17 protein-coding genes are annotated in these 19,412 nt (G+C 42.0%); 12 read left to right on the top strand and 5 right to left on the bottom strand.

Annotated elements, in window-relative coordinates:
- Positions 1-190: 190 nt before the first annotated feature.
- Complete coding sequence (locus ACOOE0_RS06460) at positions 191-1,477, bottom strand: alpha/beta hydrolase family protein (RefSeq protein ID WP_420401650.1); 1,287 nt, start codon at positions 1,475-1,477, stop codon at positions 191-193.
- A gap of 110 nt (positions 1,478-1,587) precedes the next feature.
- Here ACOOE0_RS06460 and ACOOE0_RS06455 point away from each other — a divergent pair, with 110 nt between their 5' ends.
- Positions 1,588-2,730: a lycopene cyclase family protein gene (locus ACOOE0_RS06455; RefSeq protein ID WP_420401649.1), complete on the top strand. Its 1,143-nt coding sequence runs from the start codon at positions 1,588-1,590 to the stop codon at positions 2,728-2,730.
- On the opposite strand, the gene ACOOE0_RS06450 is transcribed toward ACOOE0_RS06455, so the two are convergent.
- A complete protein-coding gene (locus ACOOE0_RS06450) occupies positions 2,727-3,710 on the bottom strand; it encodes a polyprenyl synthetase family protein (protein ID WP_420401648.1) in 984 nt (327 codons plus the stop codon). The two genes, ACOOE0_RS06455 and ACOOE0_RS06450, sit on opposite strands and share 4 nt — an antisense overlap.
- A 147-nt stretch (positions 3,711-3,857) precedes the next feature.
- Between ACOOE0_RS06450 and ACOOE0_RS06445 the strand changes: the two genes are divergently transcribed.
- The 6 genes from ACOOE0_RS06445 (at position 3,858) to ACOOE0_RS06420 (ending at position 11,721) form a co-directional block, all read left to right on the top strand.
- Positions 3,858-4,400 carry an RNA polymerase sigma factor gene (locus tag ACOOE0_RS06445; protein ID WP_420401647.1) on the top strand — a complete coding sequence of 181 codons (543 nt, stop codon included), beginning with the start codon at positions 3,858-3,860 and terminating at the stop codon, positions 4,398-4,400.
- A gap of 10 nt (positions 4,401-4,410) precedes the next feature.
- The gene (locus ACOOE0_RS06440; protein ID WP_420401646.1) at positions 4,411-4,833 is read left to right on the top strand and encodes a hypothetical protein; all 423 of its coding nucleotides are present in this window, start codon (positions 4,411-4,413) and stop codon (positions 4,831-4,833) included.
- A 217-nt stretch (positions 4,834-5,050) separates the two neighbouring features.
- Positions 5,051-5,656 carry a TetR/AcrR family transcriptional regulator gene (locus tag ACOOE0_RS06435; RefSeq protein ID WP_420401645.1) on the top strand — a complete coding sequence of 202 codons (606 nt, stop codon included), beginning with the start codon at positions 5,051-5,053 and terminating at the stop codon, positions 5,654-5,656.
- Positions 5,657-6,991: a TolC family protein gene (locus tag ACOOE0_RS06430; protein WP_420401644.1), complete on the top strand. Its 1,335-nt coding sequence runs from the start codon at positions 5,657-5,659 to the stop codon at positions 6,989-6,991.
- A gap of 25 nt (positions 6,992-7,016) precedes the next feature.
- Positions 7,017-8,192, top strand: coding sequence for an efflux RND transporter periplasmic adaptor subunit (locus ACOOE0_RS06425; protein ID WP_420401643.1), 1,176 nt, complete (start codon positions 7,017-7,019; stop codon positions 8,190-8,192).
- A gap of 19 nt (positions 8,193-8,211) precedes the next feature.
- Positions 8,212-11,721: an efflux RND transporter permease subunit gene (locus ACOOE0_RS06420; RefSeq protein WP_420401642.1), complete on the top strand. Its 3,510-nt coding sequence runs from the start codon at positions 8,212-8,214 to the stop codon at positions 11,719-11,721.
- 71 nt (positions 11,722-11,792) lie between these two features.
- Here ACOOE0_RS06420 and ACOOE0_RS06415 read toward each other — a convergent pair whose 3' ends face one another.
- Positions 11,793-12,143 (bottom strand): toxin-antitoxin system YwqK family antitoxin, encoded by a 351-nt coding sequence (locus tag ACOOE0_RS06415; RefSeq protein WP_420401641.1) that lies wholly within the window; start codon positions 12,141-12,143, stop codon positions 11,793-11,795.
- A 335-nt stretch (positions 12,144-12,478) separates the two neighbouring features.
- Between ACOOE0_RS06415 and aspS the strand changes: the two genes are divergently transcribed.
- The 4 genes from aspS to ACOOE0_RS06395 all read left to right on the top strand — a co-directional run bounded on the left by aspS (position 12,479) and on the right by ACOOE0_RS06395 (position 16,608).
- Positions 12,479-14,227, top strand: coding sequence for an aspartate--tRNA ligase (gene aspS / locus ACOOE0_RS06410; RefSeq protein ID WP_420401640.1), 1,749 nt, complete (start codon positions 12,479-12,481; stop codon positions 14,225-14,227).
- A 61-nt stretch (positions 14,228-14,288) separates the two neighbouring features.
- Positions 14,289-16,073: a chloride channel protein gene (locus ACOOE0_RS06405; RefSeq protein ID WP_420401639.1), complete on the top strand. Its 1,785-nt coding sequence runs from the start codon at positions 14,289-14,291 to the stop codon at positions 16,071-16,073.
- Entirely contained in the window at positions 16,070-16,333 is a 264-nt protein-coding gene (locus tag ACOOE0_RS06400; protein WP_420401638.1) for a hypothetical protein, read from the top strand. Before ACOOE0_RS06405 ends, ACOOE0_RS06400 begins: the two co-directional genes overlap by 4 nt.
- A gap of 80 nt (positions 16,334-16,413) precedes the next feature.
- A complete protein-coding gene (locus ACOOE0_RS06395; protein WP_138836430.1) occupies positions 16,414-16,608 on the top strand; it encodes a cold-shock protein in 195 nt (64 codons plus the stop codon).
- A 62-nt stretch (positions 16,609-16,670) separates the two neighbouring features.
- Here the strand turns inward: ACOOE0_RS06395 and ACOOE0_RS06390 are convergent, their stop codons facing one another.
- Both ACOOE0_RS06390 and ACOOE0_RS06385 read right to left on the bottom strand, forming a co-directional pair.
- Positions 16,671-17,036 carry a hypothetical protein gene (locus ACOOE0_RS06390; RefSeq protein ID WP_420401637.1) on the bottom strand — a complete coding sequence of 122 codons (366 nt, stop codon included), beginning with the start codon at positions 17,034-17,036 and terminating at the stop codon, positions 16,671-16,673.
- A 78-nt stretch (positions 17,037-17,114) separates the two neighbouring features.
- The gene (locus ACOOE0_RS06385) at positions 17,115-17,564 is read right to left on the bottom strand and encodes a nucleoside deaminase (RefSeq protein ID WP_420402202.1); all 450 of its coding nucleotides are present in this window, start codon (positions 17,562-17,564) and stop codon (positions 17,115-17,117) included.
- Between the two features lie 84 nt (positions 17,565-17,648).
- Here ACOOE0_RS06385 and dxs point away from each other — a divergent pair, with 84 nt between their 5' ends.
- The gene (gene dxs, locus ACOOE0_RS06380) at positions 17,649-19,412 is read left to right on the top strand and encodes a 1-deoxy-D-xylulose-5-phosphate synthase (protein ID WP_420401636.1); all 1,764 of its coding nucleotides are present in this window, start codon (positions 17,649-17,651) and stop codon (positions 19,410-19,412) included.

Here is a 19,412-nt window from a genome sequence, read left to right as displayed (position 1 = left end):
GGAGCATTGCGGGTTTTGGACTTAGAGCTATTTGCCAGCGTGCGAGTGAGATTCAGAATTTGCTAATCAAAAACCTTGTTCTCGATACATCCCGAAAAATTCGGGAAACTCGAACTGACGGTTTTTGAGTTTGAGATGAAAAACTAGGTATCACAAATTGTGATACCTTAAACTCGCTACTCGAATTGTATCACTCAGGAGTTGAATGCAACAACTCCATCCCCGTAGATGATCTTGGTACAAAACCAGGCCAGTTTTCCTCATTGGAGTTTTCTTTGATATCCAAAAATTTGCTGTAATCTTCCTGTTTTAGGTGGGTTCCCAAAAAGGCGGTCACAAAATGCTGATTGATGTTATTGATTCGTCTTTGATCCCAGGAAGGTTCCGCATAGCGGTAATACTCATCAATATGCAAACCAGCTTGTAAGGCTTCAGTAGGTGGTGGGTTGGGCGCTACATTGTGTCTCGCATCCATATAGGTCAACAGATATCGGTCTGCGTTTATAGCCCCCTCATAAATGGCTTTAATCCCTTTTTCATAACCCGAAACATCATCTTGATTTCCTGCAACAAACAAGGTAGGCGTCTTTAGGCCTTTCAGGGTTTCTGCATCCCAAACGCCACGCTCCATTCCCCATGGTGCAAAAGCGACCACCGCTTTGATCCGTGGATCCATGGAATTTTGATATTCCTCGCTTGCACTGCCTCGAGCCGCCAAGGCATTGCTGCCTCCCGTCATCCCCTTAAAGAAATTAATGGCAAACTCACTGTAGGCCGCTCCAGCTACGTTTAACACGCCGTAGCCTCCCATGGAATATCCGACAATTCCCGTATTATCTCCATCAACTTGGTCTGAAAGGAAGTGTTTCCCTGCAGCCATTTCGTTCACCACAAAAAGGATATCCTTGGAGCGATTGAGCAAGGTGCTCTGAAAAGGTGCCGCGTCCTTAAAGGTCGATTCGGTATGATCAATGGCCGCAACAATGTATCCCTTGGAGGCCAAATTTTCGGTCAAATAGGTCATCAGGTAACGAGAACCCACATAGCCATGGGAAACCACGACCAAAGGAAATTTTCCATCTGCAGTTACTGGGGCAGCATCCCGAGTGGCCCGCCCATTAAAGGTAAACGGAATTATGGGTCGGTTTGGGTCTCCGTTGGTGCCCAATACCTCATCGTAAGATATCAATCCTTCGGTTTCAACGGCTGTGGGATACCACACCTCCACCGTTAAAGGGCGATCGTACAGAGGATCATTCCCCTCTTTGGAATTGAGAACATCCACTTGACCCTTGTTTACAAATTCCAAGGTTCGGACTCCAACCTTATACGATCCCCGAGCGGATAGCTCTGGTGCGTCTGGTAAGGCATCTCCATAAACAAAGGATGTTTCTTTTTGGGCAATTAATAAAGCGGGTAATAGCAGACCCAGAACGAAAAGGGTCCGTAACAATTTGCGAGATTGTACAGTTTTCATTGTGCGATGGTTTTAGTTACTAAGCTCCTTACAAGATACCCATTTTGAATTCATTGAAGCACTCTTGTCTGGAATAATGATCTACTGTGTTCCTTTCCTTATTTTTGGGCATGCCCAAGTACGATTACATCATTATTGGAGCTGGTGCATCTGGACTCTTGTTGGCCGATGCGTTAGGAAATGATTCCTTTTTTTCTGACAAGTCCATCCTGATCGTGGACAAGGATAACAAATCCAGAAATGACCGCACTTGGTGTTTTTGGGAGAAAGGTGTCGGGGATTTTAATAGCATACTATTTAAAAACTGGCCTAATATTTTTTTTGGGGGACAGGATTTGAACTTATCTTCTTCCATTGCCCCCTACCACTATAAGATGCTCCGAGGCATAGACTTTTACGAAGAATATAAGTCAAGATTGAAAAAGTATTCCAACATCCAATGGGCACGGGATGAGGTGTTACGGATTGAAGAGAATGGGGACTGGGTAGCTGTTTCAACCCAAACTGATCAATTCCTGAGCAAACAAGTTTTCAATAGCATTTTTGATTCCGAAGCAATCAAAACCCAACAGAAGTATCCCGTTATTCAACAGCATTTTTTGGGCTGGTTCGTAAAAACTCCAAAACCGGTTTTTAATCCAAATGAGGCCACCTTTATGGACTTTTCCATACCTCAGAAAGGCAATACCCGTTTTATGTACATACTTCCATTTTCAGAAACCGAAGCCTTAGTGGAATATACTTTGTTTTCAGAAAATCTATTGGAAAAGTCTGAGTACGAAGAAGCCATAAAAGATTATCTGAAAAACAAACTCGGTTGTGAGGATTTTGAAATCACCGATAGGGAACAAGGTTCCATTCCTATGACAAGCTATCCTTTTCACAAACATAATTCCAGTAGGGTTTTTAATATTGGCATTGCAGGGGGTTGGGCCAAACCCAGTACAGGTTTTACCTTTTACAATACGTACAAACAAGTTAAGCGTCTGGTAAATCGCATTAAATTGGATAAGAGCCTTACAGGTTTGCATCAAAAGAAAAGATTTTGGTTCTACGATCTGTTGCTTTTGGACATCCTCTACAAACAAAACCATTTGGGAAGCAGCATTTTCGAATCACTCTTTAAAAAAAGAAAGCCACAGTTGATATTGAAATTCCTGGAGGAAGAGACTTCCCTTTGGGAAGACCTCCAAATCATTTGGGCCTGTCCCAAACGCCCCTTTTTAAAAGCACTTTGGAATAGGTTGTTTTAAACGGTGCGTTGCATGAGCTTGTTCCCAAATGCCTTTAAAAGTTCCTTGTTCTTTTCGGGAATGTTGAGGGATTCCAAGGTGGCAAAAGCTTTTTGGGTATAGCTCTCAATTTCCTTTCTGGCCGCCTCCACCGCACCACTTTCCTCAAAAATGGTCTTCACCGTATCTACCTTGGTGTTTGAATCTTCGGGTTGAATGGAATAGAGGTGCATCAGTCCCTCTTTGTCTTCCTTTGGCGCAAATTCCAAAGCTTTCAGATAGAGAAAGGTCTTTTTATTTTCAATGATATCTCCCCCAACCTGCTTTCCAAAAGTTTTGGGATCGCCAAAGGCGTCCAAGTAATCGTCCTGCAGCTGAAATGCTATCCCCAGATTTTGTCCAAACTCATAAATGGATTGTGCATCCTCTTCTGAAGCCCCTGCCAAAATCGCTCCCATTTTCATGGCACAAGCCACCAAAACAGCCGTTTTATACTCAATCATTTTGAGATATTCCGGAATCGTGACATCATCCCTGGTTTCAAAATCCACATCGTATTGTTGGCCTTCGCATACCTCAACCGCCGTTTTGCTAAAAAGTACCGCAAGTGGTTTAAAAACTTCAGGAGAATAGTCCTCCAAATATTGATAGGCATTGATCAGCATGGCATCCCCTGACAAAATTCCCGTGTTGATATCCCATTTCTCATGAACAGTGGTCTTCCCTCTTCGTAAAGGGGCATCGTCCATGATATCGTCATGCACCAAGGAAAAATTATGGAACACCTCAATGGCCAGTGCCGCATCCAAGGCATGGGTCGGATTACCACCAAACAAGTCCGTTGTCATCAATGCCAACACAGGGCGCATCCGCTTTCCACCCAATCCCAAAATATAGGAGATGGGCTCATAGAGGTTGTGGGGTTCTTTTGGAATCAGTTTGTTTTCCAAATGGGAATTGAACATTTCTCGGTAACGTTCAATGGCGTCTGAATTCGTCATGGATCAAAAATACGGTCAATTTAAACAGTATCCCAATCCCAAATAAAAGCGCAATTCAGCAAGATTTGAAAAAAGTTTCTTTAAAAAACGCAATAGATTTGAAAATCATCGTCTCTATAGATGAAGACCGCTAATAGGCTTTTTTTAATGGCAGCCAATAAAGAAAACTATAACAGACTCACTAGCTTTTTTAATGAGGAATACCATTCCTTAAAAGGTTATGTGCAGTCTAGAATTGACGATACCACGGAACGTGACGCCGAGGATATTGTTCAAGATGTGGCCTTGCGGATTTTTTCACGGACGGATGACCTATCGCCCATAAACAACATTGGGGGATTTGTATACAACTCCATTAGAAACCGAATTATTGATCTGATGCGAACCAAAAAGGACAAGGTAAACGAAGGAGATGATTTTGAAGCCCAATGGGCCGAGTTTGCCGAACTCTTTTACGGGGATGCGGACAACAACTACCCTGAAAAGGTTCAGGAAGCACTGAAACTTGGAATTAAAACCCTAAAACCCGTTTACCAAGATATTATTATAGCGGTAGACTTTGAAGGGTATACCTATAAGGAAATTGCAGAGGACACAGGTATTTCTATCGGGACATTAATGTCTAGAAGACACCGCGCCTTGTCCTTGTTATCAAAATATTTAGAAACTATAAAAAATTCAACATTATAATTAAAAGCATATGGAACCTAAAGAAAGATATTACGAAAAGAGGGTGGAAAAGTATGTAACCAAGGGTTTTAAAATATTCTTTGCCTTCATCATTTTTTGCATTTTGGTGCTGCTTGCAGGTTATGTATTCATGCACCTTTGGAACTGGTTGATGCCCGACATCTTTGGATTGACCACTATTGGCTATTGGCAATCACTTGGACTGATACTATTGGCCAAATTTATCTTCGGATTTGGAAATCATTCCTCTAAAAAGTCCAATCACAAATCCAAAAAACGTCATAAAAGTGATCGGTTCTGTAGAACAAAAAAAGAATTTTCCAAGTGGCAGCATTACGATCAGTTCTGGGAAGAAGAAGGAGAGGAAGCCTATAATGCTTATTTGGAGCGAATTACTAAAGAAGAACAGCATGGCACCCAGGAAGAAAACTAAGGCCATAGAAAAAATTGACAGCTATCGACGCAGAGCTTTTTTCTGGCGTTCAAGTCCTAAATCAACAACTGAGTCCAATTCTGATTTACATAATCGCCAGTATACTGTTGATTAGACACCCATAAGACCATAGGATTAAACATTCGTTAAAAAAATGTAAAACCTTGGAAACTTTTTTTGTTTTTAAAGTTTCCGGGTTTATTTTTGTCGCCTAATTATGAGAGATAAGATTTTACATAAGGCAACGGATATGTTCTTGACCCTGGGTTTTAAGAGCGTTACAATGGATGACTTGGCCAATGAAATGGGGATTTCCAAAAAGACGATCTACTCTCATTTTGAAAATAAGACCAAGTTGGTAGAGGAATGTGTGATGGACCTTTTCTGGTTTATCTCCAACGGTATTGATGAGATTATATCATTACAGAAGAATCCTATTGAGGAGCTTTATGAGATCAAAAAATTCGCAATGTGCCATCTGAAGGACGAAAAATCATCTCCCCAGTACCAGTTACAGAAGTACTACCCCAAACTGCATGACACATTAAAAAAGAAGCAGTTTGAGGTGATGCAGGAATGTGTATTGGATAACATTAAGAGGGGCATAAAAATGGGAATATACAGGGATAACCTCAACGTTGAGTTTGTATCCCGAATTTATTTCTCCGGAGCTTTTAGTTTAAAAGATCCCGGTCTGTTCCCAATGAGCATGTTCTCCCATCCGCAACTGGAGGATATTTTCCTGGAATATCACTTGCGTGGCATTGTAACACCCGACGGAAGAAAAATATTAAACTCAATCATCAATTCAAATCAAGAATAAATGCGAACAACCATCATTAGCCTATTTTTAATTCTATCATGGTACAGTCAGGCGCAAGAAACCAACCCATACAGTTTTAGTATGGACGAGGCCATTGCCCATGCACTGGAACATAACTACAGCGCCATCAACGCCAGTAGGGATATTGTGGACGCCCAAAAGCAAAAATGGGAGACCATTGCGGACGGACTGCCGCAAATATCGGGTGCCATCAGCTACCAAAACCAATTGAAACAGCCCGTTAACCAAATCCCTGCCGAATTTTTTGGCGGAGAGCCGGGCACATTTCAAGAAGTGGTTTTTGGACAACCGCAATCTGCAACGGCAACCGCCACCCTTACCCAACAGATTTTTGATGGGTCTTACATCGTGGGGGTCCAGGCCACCAAAGCTTTCCTCAGTTTTAGTCAAAACAACAAGGAGAAGAACGAATTGGATGTCCGCAAAGCCGTTGTTGAGGCTTACGGCAATGTGCTTTTGGCCCAAGAGAGTGTTCTGATTTCCGAGAACAACAAAAAGACCTTGGAGAAAAACCTGTACGAGACCCAAAAAATATTTGAAAATGGTCTGGGGGATGAAGAAAGTGTAGATCAATTAAAGATTACCCTTTCTTCGGTGGAAAATCAACTTAAAAACGCCAAACGTTTGGAGAAAATTACCCTTCAAATGTTGAATTTGGTCTTAGGATTGCCCATTGAGACTCCAACGATTTTAACCGAAAACTTGGATGACCTCACCCAAAAACAAATTGATTTTGGTTTGATGGATTCCGCGTTCAACATTGAAAACAATGTGGACTATAAATTGGCCATTAATCAAGAAGAGCAACGTTATTTTGAACATAAGTTGGCCAAAAGTAGGGCTCTGCCCACTTTGAATGCCTTTGTGAATTACGGGGGTTCGTCCTTTAGTGACAGCTTTAATTTTCTCAGTAGCGGACAGGAATGGTTTGGTTCCTCTGTTTTGGGATTTGACCTGAACATTCCCATTTTCAGTTCGCTGAAACGCAGTGCAGGAACCCAACGTGCCAAGATTGCCTTGGAAAAGGCCAAAACACAATTAACGGAGGCCGAAGAACAAATCCGACTACAGTTGGAAAGCGCCAAAAGCGACTATATCCTGGCTATAGAAGAGTACGGAACCTCCAAAGAAAATTTGGAGCTTGCGGAGCGTATTGAAAACAAAAATCAAGTCAAATATTCGGAAGGATTGGCAACCAGTTTTGAGCTAAGACAGGCTCAAACCCAGTTGTATACAACCCAACAAGAATACCTTCAATCCATGGTGGATGTTATCAATAACAAAACCGAGTTGGAAACCATCTTAAATAATTAAACTCATCAAATAATCCATATCAATCATGAAAAAAATATCATATATCATACTAACTGCCGTAGTTCTTTCCTCTTGTGGAGGTGGTTCACAAAGTACAGTTGAAAGTGTGTTGGCAGATAAAAACCTTGAGGCCATCCGTGGAAAGCGAGCAGAAATTTCAGCGCAGCAAAAAGCGTTGGAGAAGCAATTACATTCCCTCGATTCTGCCATCGCCCAATTGGACGACCAAGCAAAGTTGCCACTTGTAACCACTATTTTGGCCAATGCGGAAAAGTTTGACCACTATTTGGAACTTCAGGGAGATGTAATGACCAAACAAAATGTATTGGTTTACCCCGAAATTTCCGGAACGCTGAACCGTGTTTATGTCAAAGAAGGTCAAAAAGTGTCCAAAGGACAATTGTTGGCTTCTATTGACGATGGGGGACTATCCAGTCAATTGGCACAAATGAAAACACAGGCGGCCTTGGCCAAAACCACATTTGAGCGTCAAAAAAGATTATGGGAACAGAATATTGGTTCTGAAATCCAGTATCTAGAGGCCAAAACCACTTATGAAGCTCAAGAGAGTGCTGTAAAGCAGATGCAGAGCCAGGTAGCCAAATCCACCATTAGGGCGCCATTCTCCGGAATTATTGACGATGTAATCCAGGATCAGGGTACTGTGGTAAGTCCAGGTACTGGGGTAGCTGTTTTTCGAATCGTCAACCTTTCCAACATGTATATCGAGGTGGAAGTTCCGGAAAGTCATTTGCCCAACGTAACCCCTGGAAAAAATGTTGAAGTCTACTTTCCTGTGCTTGGCGATAGCGTTACCACCAAGGTGAGACAGACTGGAAACTTCATTAATCCGAGTAACCGATCGTTTACGGCTGAAATTCCAGTTCCTAGCGAAAATGGAAAAATTAAACCCAACCTTACGGCCAAGGTCATGATCAACGATTACACCAACGAAAATGCCATTTTGATTCCCCAAAGTATCGTTTCTGAAAATGCGGAGGGAGAACAATATGTGTACTTGGTGGATGCAGATTCCGTTTCGTCTGACGCCATTGCCAAAAAAGTAATCATTGAAACTGGAAAGACGCAAGGTGATTATGTTGAGGTATTGGCAGGAATCAATAACGGGGATGGTATCATAGATGAGGGTGCCCGGAGCGTAAAAGAGGGCCAAAAGGTAAGAATCAAAAACGGCGAATAGACCAAAGACTTAAATTATTATGAGCAAGCAAAAAAAGAAAGTCGACAAAGAATTTAGGCTGTCCTCATGGGCCATTGACAACAAAACAACCATGTATGTTTTGATTGCTGTGATACTTTTTCTTGGTGCATCCGCATACTTTAGCATGCCTAGGGAAAACTTCCCTGAGATCAAGGAAACAAAAATCTACATAAGCTCCCTTTATCCAGGAAACACTGCTGAGGATATTGAGAAACTGATTACGGACCCGTTGGAGGATGAGCTTAAAACGGTCAGTAATGTCATAGAAATAACCTCTACCTCTCAGGAGGATTACTCCATGATCATAGTGGAGTTTGATGAAAATATCTCCGTTGAAGCTGCCAAACAAAAGGTAAAGGATGAGGTGGATTCACAAACCGCGGGAGAGGATTGGCCCACCTTTAACGGTGCCAAAGTGGAACCCAATGTGTTTGACCTAAGTATGTCTGAGGAGATACCTATTTTGAACATCAATATTTCTGGAGATTATCCAGTTGACAAACTCAAGGAATATGGGGAATATTTAGAGGATGAAATTGAGGGACTGGCAGAAATTAAGCAGGTAGATATCCGTGGTGCGCAAGAAAAGGAAGTGGAGGTTGCGGTTGACATCTATAAAATGATGGCTGCCCAAGTTAGCTTCAATGATGTGATCAATGCCATTGGCAATGAAAATATGACCACTTCCGCCGGTAACCTGATTACCAGTGGTCAACGCAGAACCATCAGAATCGTAGGTGAAATTGATGAACCAAAAGATTTGGATGATTTTGTGGTAAAGTCTGAAAACGATGACCCAGTTTACCTTAAGGATATTGCCGAGGTGACTTTTAAGGAAGAGGACAAAACCACCTATGCGCGTGAATTTGGACATCCTGTTGTGATGTTGGATGTTAAAAAACGGGCAGGTAAGAACATGGTGGCTGCCGCTGAACAAATTCAAGTTATTGTGGACAATGCTGTTGAAAACGTGTTTCCACAGGATTTGGAAATCAGCATAGCCAACGATCAATCTTCCAAGACTATTGGGCAGGTAGACGACCTTGTAAACAACATCATCTTCGGTATTATTCTGGTAGTAACGGTATTGATGTTTTTCCTAGGGTTTAAGAATGCCCTTTTTGTTGGGTTCGCCATCCCCATGTCCATGTTTATGTCATTGATGATTCTAAACATGTTGGGATACACGATGAATACCATGATCTTGTTTGGATTGATTATGGGATTGGGAATGCTGGTTGATAATGGAATTGTGGTAGTTGAAAACGCGTACCGATTGATTGATCAAGAAGGAATGACACCCATGCAGGCCGCTAAAAAAGGGATTGGTGAAATCGCATTTCCAATCATCATCTCTACCTTGACCACAGTGGCAGCCTTTGTTCCTCTAGGATTATGGCCAGGGGTTATGGGACAGTTTATGATCTATTTCCCCGTTACTTTATCCGTAGTTCTAGGGTCGTCGCTCTTTGTTGCCATCTTCTTTAACTCCGTATTGGTCTCACGCTATATGACCACGGAAGACAAAGAAATGCCGCTAAAACAAATAATCCAGATAACCTCCATTGTTGGAGGAATTGGGCTGTTGATTATGATTTTTGGCGGAAGCTATCGGGCTTTGGGAACCCTTATGGTTGTTACGGGCATTCTGCTCTGGATATATCGACTTTTCTTGAGGGGCTGGGCCAACGGTTTTCAAAATACCATTTTGCCTAAGTGGGAAAGATTTTATGAGCGCACGCTTAGAAGGGCATTGGCTGGCAGAAAACCTATCTATATTGCCATTGGTACTTTCGTATTGCTGCTAATTGCCTTTATGGGTTTTGGAGCCTCTGTAGGAAGTCAGCGAACCAAGGTAGAGTTCTTTCCGGACAATACTCCCAATCAAATCATTGTCTACATAGAGTATCCTGAAGGAACCGACATTAAGAAGACCAATGATATTACCGCAGAAATTGAGCAACGTGTTTATGGCATTATCAATGAAGATGCTTATTTACATGGGGACTATAACTTTTTGACAGAAAGTGCAGTTTCCCAAGTTGGCGCCGGTGCAGGAAATCCGCAGACCGATGGTGGGTCTACAGCTGAAATGCCACATAGAGGAAAGATTACTGCCACTATGCGGGAATATAAGTTCCGCGAAGGAGCGGACAGTAACGATCTGTTGAAAAAAGTTCAGGAGGCCCTAAAAGACATATATCCTGGGGTGGCCATTTCTGTTGAAAAGGATGCAGTAGGTCCGCCCGCGGGCTATCCCATCAACATTGAACTGGAAGGAAACGATTACTCTGAGCTTATTGCTACCGCCGAAAAAATGCGGAATTACATCAATTCCAAAAATATTCCAGGAATTGATGAGCTTAAGGTGGATGTAAACAAATCAAAGCCTGCCATGTTGGTTGACGTGGATAGGAAAAAGGCTGGTGAATTAGGTGTTTCCACAGGACAGGTAGGGCAACAACTCCGAAATTCCATCTTTGGTGCCAAGGCCGGGATTTACAAAGAAGATGGTGAAGATTATGATATCTATGTTCGTTTTAATGAAGAGAACCGATACAATACCAGTGCCATCTTTAACCAAAAGATCACTTTCAAGGATCAGAATTCTGGGCAAACCAAGGAAGTTCCAATTTCCGCAGTGGCCAAACAGGTTAACACCTCTGGATTTAGCGCCATTAAACATCGTGAAACAGAAAGAGTGGTTACGGTATATTCTGCCCTTGCTCCTGGTTTTACGGATGCGAATGCCGTGGTAAGCAAAATTAAGGATGAAATGGATTCGTTCACCGAGCTTCCTGCTGATATCAAGATTGACTATACAGGACAATTGGAGGAACAGAACAAACAAATGGCATTTTTAATGGGTGCCTTCTTTACAGGATTGGGGCTGATTTTCTTTATTCTGATATTCCAGTTCAATTCCGTTTCCAAACCAGGAATTATTATGCTGGCCATCTTCTTGAGTTTGATTGGGGTGTTTGGTGGAATTGTAGCTACGGGAAGTGCTTTTGTGATCATGATGACCATGATGGGAATTATTTCCTTGGCGGGTATTGTGGTAAACAATGGGGTGGTGCTTCTGGATTACACCCAACTCTTGATCGATAGGAAGAAAGTGGAATTGGAATTGGAAGAAGATGACCTTTTGGAGCCAAAAGACTTTTTGGAAGCTGTGGTCAAAGGAGGTAAAGCAAGGTTACGTCCGGTATTGTTGACTGCGATTACCACCATTCTCGGTTTGATTCCATTGGCAACAGGATTCAATATCAACTTCTTCACCTTGTTCAGTGAGTTTAACCCCAATATCTACTTTGGTGGGGACAATGTGATCTTCTGGGGGCCTTTGGCCTGGACGGTTATTTATGGACTGTTTGTGGCCACCTTCCTAACCTTGATCGTGGTGCCTATTCTCTTTAGCCTGGTCTACCGAATTAAGGTAAGGATCCATAAAAGAAGGGTACGAAAAGAAGAGCATAAAAAAGAAGTGTTGGACATTGCGGCCTAAGCTTATTGATAACAACTAAAAAAGCCCCCCGAGTAATCGGGGGGCTTTTTTTATTTAAACACTATCACAATTTACATATCAACAGAAACAATCTCGGATTGGTTCCAATTCTTCACGTGCACAATGCGGTTTTCCACAAAGTCAACTTCCTTCAAAATCTCATCTTTCCAGAAAAACCATTTTCCCGATTTTTTCCCGTTAATATACTTTCCGGAGGCTATTTTCTTACCTTCCAAGTTATACATGAACCACTGCCCATGTAGTTTTTCATTTAAAAAATAACCCGTTTGGGCTATCTCGCCATTTTCGTGAAAATATGTAGCCTTAACCATGTCCCCTACCTTTTCCATAGTGGGTTCAATATTTTGTGAGTACATACCAACCGAAAACATCACTGCCAAAAAAAATATTGCTTTCTTCATATGATATGGGATTTAAATTATTGTTTCAGTAACATTAACGACATAAAGGTACTTAATATTTTACGTTAAATATATATTTTCGTAACATTAAATTTACATTAAACATGTAGTTATTTGTTTATCAGCATTTTAACCTAAAAGATATTTTTAACTACAATCCTTTCATCGAGAAATATTGCTAAAAATCTAGACCGCATTTTTAGATCAATCCAGATTTCGCCAAACCCAAGTGATCTTCAATTGTATTGGATAAAGACCGATATAATTAGAAAATGCATTTATCTAGCAGAAAATAATGGCATTCCCCTTAAATTTGCCCCTCCATAGCAAATAAAATGTATAGAAATAATACTTGTGGTGCCCTGAGGGCCTCAGATATCAATTCGGAAGTTGTACTAAGTGGTTGGGTCCATAAAGTAAGGGACAAAGGTTTCGTGGTTTGGATAGATCTAAGAGATCGATATGGCATTACCCAATTGGTTTTGGATCAAGACCGAACTCCTGTTCAACTTTTGGATATGGCCAAGGAACTGGGTCGTGAAACCGTGATCCAGGTTAAAGGTCAGGTGATAGAGCGGGCTTCCAAGAATCCCAACATTCCCACAGGTGATATTGAAGTTTTGGTAGGCGAGCTTCAGATTCTTAATGAATCCATTCTCCCTCCATTTACAATTGAGGATGAAACGGACGGTGGCGAGGATATTCGCATGAAGTACCGCTATTTGGATATCCGAAGAAATCCAGTTAAAGACAATTTGATTTTCAGACATAAGGTTACCATGGAGGTTAGGAAATACCTTTCCGACCAAGGATTTATTGAAGTAGAGACTCCCTACCTCATCAAATCCACACCAGAGGGTGCAAGGGATTTTTTGGTGCCAAGTCGTATGAATGAGGGACAATTCTATGCTTTGCCACAATCCCCCCAGACCTTTAAGCAATTGCTCATGGTAGGGGGAATGGACAAATATTTCCAAATCGTAAAGTGCTTTAGGGATGAGGATTTGCGTGCAGACCGTCAACCCGAATTTACGCAGATTGATTGCGAAATGGCATTCGTGGAGCAGGAAGATATCCTAAATGCATTTGAAGGGTTGACCAAACATCTATTGAAAGAAATCCATGGGATTGATACCGGGGATTTTCCCAGAATCACCTTTGATGAAGCCATGCAGAAATACGGGAACGACAAACCCGATATTCGGTTTGGAATGGAATTCGGAGAGCTAAATTCAGTGGCTCAACACAAAGAGTTCAATGTCTTCAACACAGCGGAGTTGGTTGTAGGTATCGCTGTTCCTGGTGGAGCGGCTTACACCCGAAAAGAAATAGACAAGCTAATTGACTGGGTCAAGCGTCCTCAAGTAGGGGCCAAGGGCATGGTCTATGTAAAGTGTAATGAGGATGGCTCCTATAAATCATCGGTGGACAAATTCTATGATCAGGAAGATTTGGCCCAATGGGCCGAGGTGACTGGAGCAAAAGCTGGTGATCTTATTTGCGTACTTTCAGGGAACACCAATGAAACCAGGGCGCAGCTCAGTGCACTTCGAATGGAATTGGCAGAACGTTTAGGTCTAAGGAAACCGGATGAATTTGCCCCGCTGTGGGTCATTGACTTTCCGTTGTTGGAATTGGATGAAGAAACGGGAACCTATCACGCCATGCACCATCCCTTTACCTCTCCTAAACCAGGTCAGTTGGAATTACTGGACTCCAAACCTGGCGATGTAAAAGCCAATGCCTATGATTTGGTGCTCAATGGAAATGAGATAGGAGGAGGTTCCATCCGTATTCATGACAAGGAAATACAAGCCACCATGTTCAAACATTTGGGCTTTACCCCTGAAGAGGCCAAGGAACAGTTTGGATTTTTAATGGATGCATTCCAATATGGTGCTCCTCCGCATGGAGGTATTGCATTTGGACTGGATAGGTTGGTGTCTATTTTGGGGGGTCAAGAAACCATCCGTGATTTTATTGCATTCCCCAAAAACAACAGCGGAAGGGATGTTATGATCGATGCCCCGGCCAACATTGACGAGGAACAATTGAAAGAGCTCCATTTAAAGCTAGATCTTTAAAGTAGTTACAAATCCCGCCGCTGAGCGGGATTTTTAATACTTTTAAGTACAGTTGCATTCAATGCCCAACAAAAAGAAAAATCTCCTCACCCGATTTCTCAAATGGCGGTATAAAAATATCTCCAACAAAACCTTTGTGCACATTATGAGCGTGGTGGTTGGATTTATGGCCGGATTGGCAGCAGTCTCCCTAAAAAATATCACCTACTTTATACAGGCACTCTTGGAAGGGGGTATTGTCATTTCCGAGAACCAACTATACTTTATCCTGCCCGTTTTTGGGCTTACCTTGGTGTATCTGTATGTTAAGTTTGTGCATAAAAAGCCCATACAGCATGCCGTTTCTTCCATTATTTTTTCCCTCTCCAAAAAGGGTGGCTTGCTAAAGGTCAAAAATATATATACCCCGCTAATAGCGGCACCGTTGACGGTTGGTTTTGGTGGTTCCGTAGGGTTGTTGGGGCCAGCTGTAAAATCAGGGGCTGCCTTAAGTTCCAATCTAAGCCGGCTGTTCCATATTGATGCCAAGACTCGTTCCCTTTTGGTGGCCTGTGCTTCTGCGGGAGCCATTTCTTCCATTTTTCAATCGCCCATTGCGGCCATTATTTTTGCGGTGGAGGTGTTTACCCTGGACCTTACCATGTTATCCATGTTGCCCTTGCTATTGGCCTCTATTTCCGGAGTGCTTACCTCCTATTTCTTTTTGGGCAACGAAGTACTTTTTAGTTTCTCTTTATCTGAGGGGTTTGAACTTAAAGACACTTTCTTTTACATATTATTAGGCGTCGGAACCGCTTTTGCTTCCATCTACTTTACCAAAATGTACTTCTCCATTTTAGAGTTTTTCAAACGCTTTAAAAGCCCAAAATACAAGCTTTTGGTTGGAGGTTTGGCCATAGGAATCATGCTCTATGCCATTCCGCCCTTATATGGTGAAGGGTTTGGCTTCATAAATAATTTGTTGGACGGAGATCATATTGAAGCATTGGGCAAAACCCCTTTTGATGCCTACACCCACAATATTTGGGTGGTGATAGCTCTGTTGTTTGGTATTACCATTTTCAAGGCCATAGCCATGACTACCACTTTTGCCGCTGGGGGTGCTGGTGGAATTTTCATCCCGACTATGGTTATGGGAAGTGCTTTGGGAAATGTGGTGGCCAAGGTGATCAACAATTTAGGGCTGGGTTTCGATGTCTCAGAAAGTAATTTCACATTGATTGGAATGGCTGGCTTGATTGCGGGGGTTATCCATGCCCCATTGACCGCCATATTCTTGATTGCAGAAATAACAGGCGGATATCAACTTTTTGTGCCCTTGATGATTACCGCTTCTATTTCTTATCTCATCACCAAAAACGCATTGGATTACACCATTTACACCAAAGAATTGGCAAAAATTGGAGCCCTGCTCACCCACAACAAAGATCAAATGGTCTTGGGATTGATGGAAATGGATGACGTCATAGAGACAAACTTTAAGTCGGTACATCCAGAAATGTCCTTGGGGCAAATGTTGCATGAATCCGTTTCCAAATCCAAACGGAACATATTTCCTGTGTTGAACGAGGATCAAAAGTTAATGGGCATTATCGTTTTGGATGACATCCGCGAATTTATGTTTGATAAAAAGCTTTATGACACGGTCTATGTCAAAAATCTGATGCATGCCCCCCCGGAACATATTTTTTACAATTCGGACAACATGAAACAGGTGATGCGAAAATTTCAGGACAGCGGAGCTTGGAACCTTCCTGTGATCAAGGAGGGTAAATATGTCGGTTTTATTTCAAAATCCAAGCTTTTGACCGCCTATCGAAGAAAATTGATCAATTACACCCGATGAAATTCAAGCTAAAATATATCACCATTTTTGCGGTAATCGCTTCCTTTGGTTCCATCATCTATGGCTTCACCATCAAAGAAGAAAATACCCGAATAGCCAATAAATTTATTGGGGGCGGAACCGCTGGACTATTCTTGGTAGCAATGCCCCTTTTCTTACTAAAAGCAAGTAAGGGTAAGCAGATGAAAGATTATATGTTGACCAAGGAGAACATTAAAAAGATGCAATCAAACGAGGAAAAAAAGACTGAAAATCAATAATTTTCTTAAGATTTAAAGTTGAAATCATCCAAAGCAAATTAAAATAACCTACATTAGTACTTTAACAATTATTTATTTTAATGACTGGCACAGTAAAATTTTTTAATGGATCCAAAGGTTATGGCTTCATTACGAACGACGACACAGGAAAAGACATTTTCGTTCATGTTACCGCATTGAACGGAGTGGAATTGAACGAAGGCGACAAAGTAGAATACCAAGAAGAAGAAGGAAGAAAAGGAGTGGTTGCTGCACAAGTGCAGGTAATCGGATAACAATATTTTATTTTGATTTGACAAACCCTGATCTTAAGATCAGGGTTTTTTAGTGGCAAAATCTATTGTTTTTCATCTTCCTTTTCATCCAATGGGCAAGAGCACAACGCAGCATAGAGGGCTGAATTATTTTTCTTGTCTATCTTCGAACAGACTGATGGTTTTCTACACCCTTCCCTAGCTCCCTTTTTTTTGACCGGGCTTTCACCTGATTTGCATCGGGCAATACCGTCCATGATTCCTTTGGCATAATCTATTTGCCCCTTACTTCGCCATTCATCAGCATGTTGTTCTCCCACGCGCATTGCTTCTGCACTGTGACAGTACATCTTTGCGGTGTTCAGTCCTTGCTCAAAAGTCCACTTTTCCTGAGCGCTTGAAAAGAAGACCATTGTTAAACCCAAAACTAAAGTCAAGTAAAATTTCATATTCGATATTTATAAGTTAGAATATCAAATATATGTAATCTTTTTCTTACACTTTTATCGGGTAAAAGGTAAAAAAAGTTAATTCAAATTCCGCCTTTGAATAAAAAAACGTTTTAGCAATTCGGAGGACTCATTCTCCAAAATTCCCCCAATGACCTCGGTTTTGGGATGCAAATGACCTCCCATCACTTTATAGCCGCGTTCCAAATCGGGTGCGGCATATACCACTCTGGACACCTGACTCCAATACAAGGCCCCTGCACACATTTGGCAGGGTTCCAGTGTCACATATAAAGTGCAGCCGTGTAGATACTTCCCTCCCAAAAAATTGGAAGCAGCGGTGATGGCCTGCATTTCGGCATGTGCAGTGACATCCTTTAAACGTTCTGTTAAGTTGTGGGCACGTCCAATAATCCTGTTGTTGACCGCGACTACAGCTCCTACGGGAACTTCCCCATTTTCAAAGGCAATTTGGGCTTCTTGTAGTGCCTTCTTCATAAAATAATTATCGTCGAACGGATTCTCCACCATTTGCTTGCAGTCTTTTATAAGATGGCTAAGCTACGGATAAATTCATTTTAGGGAATATGGGTATTTTTGTTTTTTGTTTCCTTGAAAAAACTTTTAACACATATCAATTCCCCTCAAGACCTCAAAAAGCTGTCCGTATCAGAGTTGCCTCTGCTTGCGCAAGAACTTCGGGAATTCATCATCGACATTATTGCCACAAAAGAGGGGCATCTGGGTGCCAGCCTTGGGGTTGTGGAACTCACCATTGCATTACATTATGTTTTTGACACCCCCAATGATAAGCTCATTTGGGATGTGGGGCATCAAGCCTACGGTCATAAAATACTGACTGGAAGAAAGGAAATCTTTGATACCAACAGGCAGAAGGATGGGATTAGCGGTTTTCCCAAACGTGCAGAAAGTGAATATGACGATTTTGGTACTGGGCACAGTTCTACCGCCATTTCTGCCATCTTGGGAATGGCCATGGCCTCTAAGCTTAAGAATGATCAATCCAAACAACATATTGCGGTGGTCGGGGATGCTTCCATTGCCAGCGGTATGGCTTTTGAAGGGCTGAACCATCTGGGTGTATCCAATACCAATACACTCATTGTATTGAATGACAATGCCATAGGAATTGACCCAAGTGTTGGTGCCTTAAAAAAATACTTGACCAACGTGAAGAAAGGGACAGCCAAAGATGAAAATATCTTTGAATGTCTCAATTTGAATTATTCCGGCCCAATGGATGGCCATGATGTGCACACATTGATAGCAGAGTTGGAGCGATTAAAAAATGTTCCTGGGCCAAAACTATTGCACGTAATCACCACAAAGGGAAAAGGCCTTAAAAAGGCTGAAGAAAATCAGGTCGTATACCATGCTCCCGGAAAATTTGACAAACATACTGGAGAGCGTATCCATAAAACTGGGGAAGAACAACCCCCCAAGTACCAAGATGTTTTTGGGCATACGCTTGTGGAACTGGCAAAGAAAAATGAAAAGATTGTTGGAATTACACCAGCCATGCCCACAGGAAGTTCATTGAAATTTATGATGGACGAAATTCCGGATAGGGCTTTTGACGTAGGTATTGCTGAACAACATGCCGTGACCTTGGCAGCTGGAATGGCCACCCATGGATTGATTCCATTCTGTAATATCTACTCCACTTTTTTACAACGAGCCTATGATCAGGTCATTCATGATGTTGCCCTACAAAACCTTCCAGTGGTGTTCTGTTTGGATCGCGCTGGATTGGTGGGTCAGGATGGCCCTACCCACCATGGTGTTTTTGATTTGGCCTATTTAAGGTGTATCCCCAATCTCACTATTTTTTCCCCCATGAACGAGATGGAACTCCGAAACATGATGTTCACCGTCCAGCAAGAATCCACAGGTCCCATTGCCATACGATATCCTCGGGGAAGTGGTGTCAATCTGGAGTGGAAAAACCAGTTTGAACCCATTGCGCTGGGCAAGGCCCGCTGTTTGCAAGAGGGTTCCAAAATTGCTATCCTTTCCATTGGACATATAGGAAATCGAGTTTCGGAATTGTTGGAAAAAGTGGAAAATCCAGATGAAGTTGGCCATTACGATATGCGTTTCGTCAAGCCTTTGGATCACAAATTGCTGAAGCAAGTGTTTCAGACGTATGACCATATCATAACCTTGGAGGACGGATGTAAAATGGGCGGCTTTGGTTCTGCCATTCTCGAATTTGCCAATCAAGAAAATTTTACAAATCCCGTTAAGATTTTCGGGATACCTGATAACTTTGTTGAACATGGAACAATTTCAGAAACACATACCATGGCTGGTATAGATTTTGATGCAATTTTTTCTTATATAAAATCAACCTAA

The organism is Flagellimonas sp., assembly GCF_965215805.1.
Lineage (GTDB): Bacteria > Bacteroidota > Bacteroidia > Flavobacteriales > Flavobacteriaceae > Flagellimonas.
Note: the sequence above shows the minus strand (reverse complement) of the source record. Positions and strands in the feature narration are given on the sequence as shown.

Coding starts and splice junctions, on each gene's coding strand:
- ACOOE0_RS06445 (WP_420401647.1), top strand. CDS start 3,858: ATGGCAGCCAATAAAGAAAACTATAACAGACTCACTAGCTTTTTTAAT.
- ACOOE0_RS06390 (WP_420401637.1), bottom strand. CDS start 17,036: ATGAAATTTTACTTGACTTTAGTTTTGGGTTTAACAATGGTCTTCTTT.
- ACOOE0_RS06395 (WP_138836430.1), top strand. CDS start 16,414: ATGACTGGCACAGTAAAATTTTTTAATGGATCCAAAGGTTATGGCTTC.
- ACOOE0_RS06415 (WP_420401641.1), bottom strand. CDS start 12,143: ATGAAGAAAGCAATATTTTTTTTGGCAGTGATGTTTTCGGTTGGTATG.
- ACOOE0_RS06400 (WP_420401638.1), top strand. CDS start 16,070: ATGAAATTCAAGCTAAAATATATCACCATTTTTGCGGTAATCGCTTCC.
- aspS (WP_420401640.1), top strand. CDS start 12,479: ATGTATAGAAATAATACTTGTGGTGCCCTGAGGGCCTCAGATATCAAT.
- ACOOE0_RS06455 (WP_420401649.1), top strand. CDS start 1,588: ATGCCCAAGTACGATTACATCATTATTGGAGCTGGTGCATCTGGACTC.
- ACOOE0_RS06425 (WP_420401643.1), top strand. CDS start 7,017: ATGAAAAAAATATCATATATCATACTAACTGCCGTAGTTCTTTCCTCT.
- ACOOE0_RS06440 (WP_420401646.1), top strand. CDS start 4,411: ATGGAACCTAAAGAAAGATATTACGAAAAGAGGGTGGAAAAGTATGTA.
- ACOOE0_RS06430 (WP_420401644.1), top strand. CDS start 5,657: ATGCGAACAACCATCATTAGCCTATTTTTAATTCTATCATGGTACAGT.
- ACOOE0_RS06420 (WP_420401642.1), top strand. CDS start 8,212: ATGAGCAAGCAAAAAAAGAAAGTCGACAAAGAATTTAGGCTGTCCTCA.
- ACOOE0_RS06460 (WP_420401650.1), bottom strand. CDS start 1,477: ATGAAAACTGTACAATCTCGCAAATTGTTACGGACCCTTTTCGTTCTG.
- ACOOE0_RS06450 (WP_420401648.1), bottom strand. CDS start 3,710: ATGACGAATTCAGACGCCATTGAACGTTACCGAGAAATGTTCAATTCC.
- ACOOE0_RS06435 (WP_420401645.1), top strand. CDS start 5,051: ATGAGAGATAAGATTTTACATAAGGCAACGGATATGTTCTTGACCCTG.
- ACOOE0_RS06405 (WP_420401639.1), top strand. CDS start 14,289: ATGCCCAACAAAAAGAAAAATCTCCTCACCCGATTTCTCAAATGGCGG.